Origin of the sequence: Aureimonas altamirensis, from assembly GCF_001463885.1 — a bacterium.
Taxonomy (GTDB): Bacteria; Pseudomonadota; Alphaproteobacteria; order Rhizobiales; family Rhizobiaceae; genus Aureimonas; species Aureimonas altamirensis.
Genome location: NZ_BBWQ01000019.1, coordinates 1 through 5,726 on the forward strand (window position 1 = coordinate 1; position 5,726 = coordinate 5,726).

The 5,726-nt window shown below is 55.4% G+C and carries 2 tRNA genes and 3 rRNA genes; all 5 read right to left on the minus strand.

The window, feature by feature from the left end:
• Positions 1 to 35 precede the first annotated feature (35 nt).
• Positions 36 to 150 (minus strand): 5S ribosomal RNA (gene rrf / locus AUL31_RS14590).
• 55 nt (positions 151 to 205) lie between these two features.
• A 23S ribosomal RNA gene (locus AUL31_RS14595) occupies positions 206 to 3,024 on the minus strand.
• Between the two features lie 508 nt (positions 3,025 to 3,532).
• Positions 3,533 to 3,608, minus strand: a tRNA-Ala gene (locus AUL31_RS14600).
• Positions 3,609 to 3,647: 39 nt separating this feature from the next.
• Positions 3,648 to 3,724: transfer RNA gene (locus AUL31_RS14605), tRNA-Ile, on the minus strand.
• Between the two features lie 291 nt (positions 3,725 to 4,015).
• Positions 4,016 to 5,498, minus strand: a 16S ribosomal RNA gene (locus tag AUL31_RS14610).
• The 16S, 23S and 5S rRNA genes sit together here with 2 tRNA genes alongside, the layout of an rRNA operon.
• Positions 5,499 to 5,726: the final 228 nt, after the last annotated feature.

Below are 5,726 nucleotides of genomic sequence, written 5' to 3' on the forward strand. Positions count from 1 at the left end.
GATGATGTGAAGAGAGAGAGAGATGCACTTAGCAGACCTGGCAGCGACCGACTTTCCCGCGTCTTGAGACGAAGTATCATTGGCGCGGAGGGATTTCACGGCCGAGTTCGGCATGGGATCGGGTGCATGGCCCTCGCAATGACCACCAGGTCGGCTAAGTGCATTGGAAGCTGTGTCTTTTGGGAATGGGCATTGGCGAATGAGAACGATCAAGCCGATCGAGCTATTAGTACCGGTAAGCTTCACGAGTTACCTCGCTTCCACACCCGGCCTATCGACGTGGTGGTCTTCCACGGCTCTGATAGGGAACACTCGTTTTCAGGTGGGTTTCCCGCTTAGATGCCTTCAGCGGTTATCCCGACCGTATATAGCTACCCTGCTATGCGGCTGGCGCCACAACAGGTCCACCAGAGATACGTCCATCCCGGTCCTCTCGTACTAGGGACAGATCCTGTCAATATTCCTACACCCACGGCAGATAGGGACCGAACTGTCTCACGACGTTCTGAACCCAGCTCACGTACCGCTTTAATTGGCGAACAGCCAAACCCTTGGGACCTGCTCCAGCCCCAGGATGCGATGAGCCGACATCGAGGTGCCAAACAACCCCGTCGATATGGACTCTTGGGGGTCATCAGCCTGTTATCCCCGGCGTACCTTTTATCCGTTGAGCGATGGCCCTTCCACGCGGGACCACCGGATCACTATGACCGACTTTCGTCTCTGCTCGACTTGTCTGTCTCGCAGTCAGGCGGGCTTATGCCATTGCACTCGACGAACGATTTCCGACCGTTCTGAGCCCACCATCGCGCGCCTCCGTTACTCTTTGGGAGGCGACCGCCCCAGTCAAACTACCCACCATACACTGTCCCGGACCCGGATGACGGGCCGCGGTTAGACATCCATGACGATAAGGGTGGTATTTCAAGGATGGCTCCACGAGAGCTGGCGCCCTCGCTTCAAAGCCTACCACCTATCCTACACATGCCGACACGAATGCCAGTGTAAAGCTATAGTAAAGGTGCACGGGGTCTTTCCGTCTGACCGCAGGAACCCCGCATCTTCACGGGGAATTCAATTTCACTGAGTCTGCGTTGGAGACAGCGGGGAAGTCGTTACGCCATTCGTGCAGGTCGGAACTTACCCGACAAGGAATTTCGCTACCTTAGGACCGTTATAGTTACGGCCGCCGTTTACTGGGGCTTCGATTCAGAGCTTGCACCCCTCCTCTTAACCTTCCAGCACCGGGCAGGCGTCAGACCCTATACGTCGTCTTGCGACTTCGCAGAGCCCTGTGTTTTTGATAAACAGTCGCTACCCCCTGGTCTGTGCCACCCCATACCGGTTGCCCGATAAAGGGTCACGCTTCTTCCGAAGTTACGCGTGCAATTTGCCGAGTTCCTTCAACGCAGTTCTCTCAAGCGCCTTGGTATACTCTACCAGTCCACCTGTGTCGGTTTCGGGTACGGTCTATTCGGTGGGGCTATTTCCTGGGACCCCTTCGCCGCCGAGACAATCCGTTAAGCCTCGACAACACACAGGATCCGTCACTCACCACCAGGCCCACGATTATTAACGTGGTTCCCATCGACTACGCCTTTCGGCCTCGCCTTAGGGGCCGGCTAACCCTGCTCAGATTAACTTTAAGCAGGAACCCTTGGACTTTCGGCGAGGGAGTCTCTCACTCCCTTTATCGTTACTCATGTCAGCATTCGCACTTCCGATACCTCCAGCGCCCCTCACGGGTACGCCTTCACAGGCCTACGGAACGCTCCGCTACCGCTCACTCCTAAAAGTGAACCCACAGCTTCGGTGTATGGCTTGAGCCCCGGTACATTTTCGGCGCAAGAACCCTTAATTCTAGACCAGTGAGCTGTTACGCTTTCTTTAAATGATGGCTGCTTCTAAGCCAACATCCTGGTTGTTTTGGGATTCTCACATCCTTTCCCACTTAGCCATAACTTGGGGACCTTAGCTGGTGGTCAGGGTTGTTTCCCTCTCCACGACGGACGTTAGCACCCGCCGTGTGTCTGCCGGACAGTACTTCCAGGTATTCGGAGTTTGGTTAGGTTTGGTAAGACGGTGAGTCCCCCTAGCCCATCCAGTGCTCTACCCCCTGGAGTATTCATCCGACGCTCTACCTAAATAGATTTCGCGGAGAACCAGCTATTTCCGAGTTTGATTGGCCTTTCACCCCTAGCCACAAGTCATCCCAATCTATTGCAACAGATGCGGGTTCGGTCCTTCAGTGCGTGTTACCGCACCTTCAACCTGCTCATGGCTAGATCACTCGGTTTCGGGTCTAATCCGACGAACTGAACGCCCTGTTCAGACTCGCTTTCGCTACGCCTACACCTACCGGCTTAAGCTTGCTCGCCAGACTAAGTCGCTGACCCATTATACAAAAGGTACGCCGTCACCCTTGCGGGCTCCGACTGTTTGTAGGCATCCGGTTTCAGGTTCTATTTCACTCCCCTTGTCGGGGTGCTTTTCACCTTTCCCTCACGGTACTGGTTCACTATCGGTCATGCACGAGTACTTAGGCTTCGAGGGTGGTCCCCCGAATTTCAGACAGGATTTCACGTGTCCCGCCTTACTCATGGACCATACAGGACATTACGCGTACGGGGCTGTCACCCTTCTTGCCAAGCTTTCCAGCTTGTTCCGCTTCTTCCTTATATGGCCACTGGCCTGGTCCGCGTTCGCTCGCCACTACTAACGGAGTCTCGGTTGATGTCCTTTCCTTCGGGTACTTAGATGTTTCAGTTCCCCGAGTTCGCTTCTAACCCCTATGTATTCGAAAGTTAGATACCTTCTAAACGATACCTGGAAACCGCTTCGGCGCCATCCACTCGCGCAGACAACGCCAAACCGGTTTTCCAGGCATCAAAGGTGGGTTGCCCCATTCGGAAATCCACGGATCAAAGCTTATTCGCAGCTCCCCATGGCTTATCGCAGCGTATCACGTCCTTCATCGCCTGTGCATGCCAAGGCATTCACCAGATGCCCTTAAGACACTTGATCGTTCTCATCGCCAATGCCCATCCAGATCCAGCGCCTAAACGCAGAACCGAGAGAGGACGAACATTCGCGCATTCCTCGGACACCGCAAACATGAGACTGCGTGCAACAGCTCCTCACGTCCTGCAGCGGTATCCAGCCAACATGATCGCCCCTACAAAAAGCAACCATGCCGGCAAAAAGACCAGCTTCCAGAGACGGAACCCAATGATGGCGGTCAGGCACATCAATCCCGGCGTGTCGAATACCCGTTTTGCAGATATCCAACCGCCTGCAGGAACACCCGTGTCAACCCGAAGGGCGATGAACCCTGCGGCACGTTGCTCCAGACGGAACCGCATCCACGAAAGCACCACACATGGCGCCCGCTTCACACGATCCCTCAGGACCCGTCTTCTCTTCACTTTGTCATCAGAACAGGCAGACCGCGCATCAGCACGCCCTGCAAACCTTGTCTTCTTCCTGGATGATAAAACTTCCAAACCGACCGCTCGACACCAACCTCAAGGCTTGGTGGAGCCTGTCGGGATCGAACCGACGACCCTCTGCTTGCAAAGCAGATGCTCTCCCAGCTGAGCTAAGGCCCCTTGCCTGCGGTGTGCCTGCGATCGTCCGGCACCACGAAGTGGTGGGCCCGGGTAGATTCGAACTACCGACCTCACCCTTATCAGGGGTGCGCTCTAACCAACTGAGCTACGGGCCCGATCCCATGAACCGCTTCATGATCCCGGCCCCGGCCGAGGTCGTCTCGTCCGCTCAAAGCCGAACACGCAACAAACGCGCACCCGGCGAGCGGACCATCATCCAGTGAAGAAAGAGAAACGTGGGCGGCGGCGCCTGCCTCACCACGACAGTCCAAAGACCGGCATGGCACTTGTATGCACGGCACGAACCTGACTGATCCATGCCTTTGTTCTAAAACAATCCGGTACAAACTGTCCGGCGGACCATCCGAAGAGGGTGGACCGAACGGCCGTGACGGGATCGTCCTTAGAAAGGAGGTGATCCAGCCGCAGGTTCCCCTACGGCTACCTTGTTACGACTTCACCCCAGTCGCTGACCCTACCGTGGTTGGCTGCCTCCTTGCGGTTAGCGCACCACCTTCGGGTAGAACCAACTCCCATGGTGTGACGGGCGGTGTGTACAAGGCCCGGGAACGTATTCACCGTGGCATGCTGATCCACGATTACTAGCGATTCCAACTTCATGCACCCGAGTTGCAGAGTGCAATCCGAACTGAGACGGCTTTTTGGGATTAGCGCACTCTCGCGAGTTGGCTGCCCATTGTCACCGCCATTGTAGCACGTGTGTAGCCCAGCCCGTAAGGGCCATGAGGACTTGACGTCATCCCCACCTTCCTCTCGGCTTATCACCGGCAGTCCCCTTAGAGTGCCCAACTGAATGATGGCAACTAAGGGCGAGGGTTGCGCTCGTTGCGGGACTTAACCCAACATCTCACGACACGAGCTGACGACAGCCATGCAGCACCTGTGTCCACGTCCCGAAGGAAGAATACCGTCTCCGGTAATCGTCGTGGCATGTCAAGAGCTGGTAAGGTTCTGCGCGTTGCTTCGAATTAAACCACATGCTCCACCGCTTGTGCGGGCCCCCGTCAATTCCTTTGAGTTTTAATCTTGCGACCGTACTCCCCAGGCGGGAAGCTTAATGCGTTTGCTGCGCCACCGAGTGATAAATCACCCGACGGCTAGCTTCCATCGTTTACGGCGTGGACTACCAGGGTATCTAATCCTGTTTGCTCCCCACGCTTTCGCACCTCAGCGTCAGTATCGGACCAGTAAGCCGCCTTCGCCACTGGTGTTCCTGCGAATATCTACGAATTTCACCTCTACACTCGCAATTCCACTTACCTCTTCCGAACTCAAGATATCCAGTATCAAAGGCAGTTCCGGGGTTGAGCCCCGGGATTTCACCCCTGACTTAAATATCCGCCTACGTGCGCTTTACGCCCAGTAATTCCGAACAACGCTAGCCCCCTTCGTATTACCGCGGCTGCTGGCACGAAGTTAGCCGGGGCTTCTTCTGTGGGTACCGTCATTATCGTCCCCACTGAAAGAGCTTTACAACCCTAGGGCCTTCATCACTCACGCGGCATGGCTGGATCAGGCTTGCGCCCATTGTCCAATATTCCCCACTGCTGCCTCCCGTAGGAGTTTGGGCCGTGTCTCAGTCCCAATGTGGCTGATCATCCTCTTAGACCAGCTATGGATCGTCGCCTTGGTAGGCCTTTACCCCACCAACTAGCTAATCCAACGCGGGCTCATCCTTCCCCGATAAATCTTTCTCCCTCAGGACGTATACGGTATTAATTCCAGTTTCCCGGAGCTATCCCGTAGAGAAGGGTAGATTCCCACGCGTTACTCACCCGTCTGCCACTCACCCCGAAAGGTGCGTTCGACTTGCATGTGTTAAGCCTGCCGCCAGCGTTCGTTCTGAGCCAGGATCAAACTCTCAGGTTTGATAAGAGTGTTCCCGACTAAGTCACTGTCTCAAAGCATCGACGAGAGTATTATCCCTCAGGGCCAAAACCCCAAAGGCTCTCATCTTGCGAAACGTAACCGTCAGTCATCTCTCGGGGCTACTCCAACCTGACAAAGGAATACCAGGCCAAAGTCCCCTCGCAGACAACCGCCGTCCACGTCTCTCTTTCTTCTCAATCTTCAATTCTCAAAGAACCCGGTCGACAA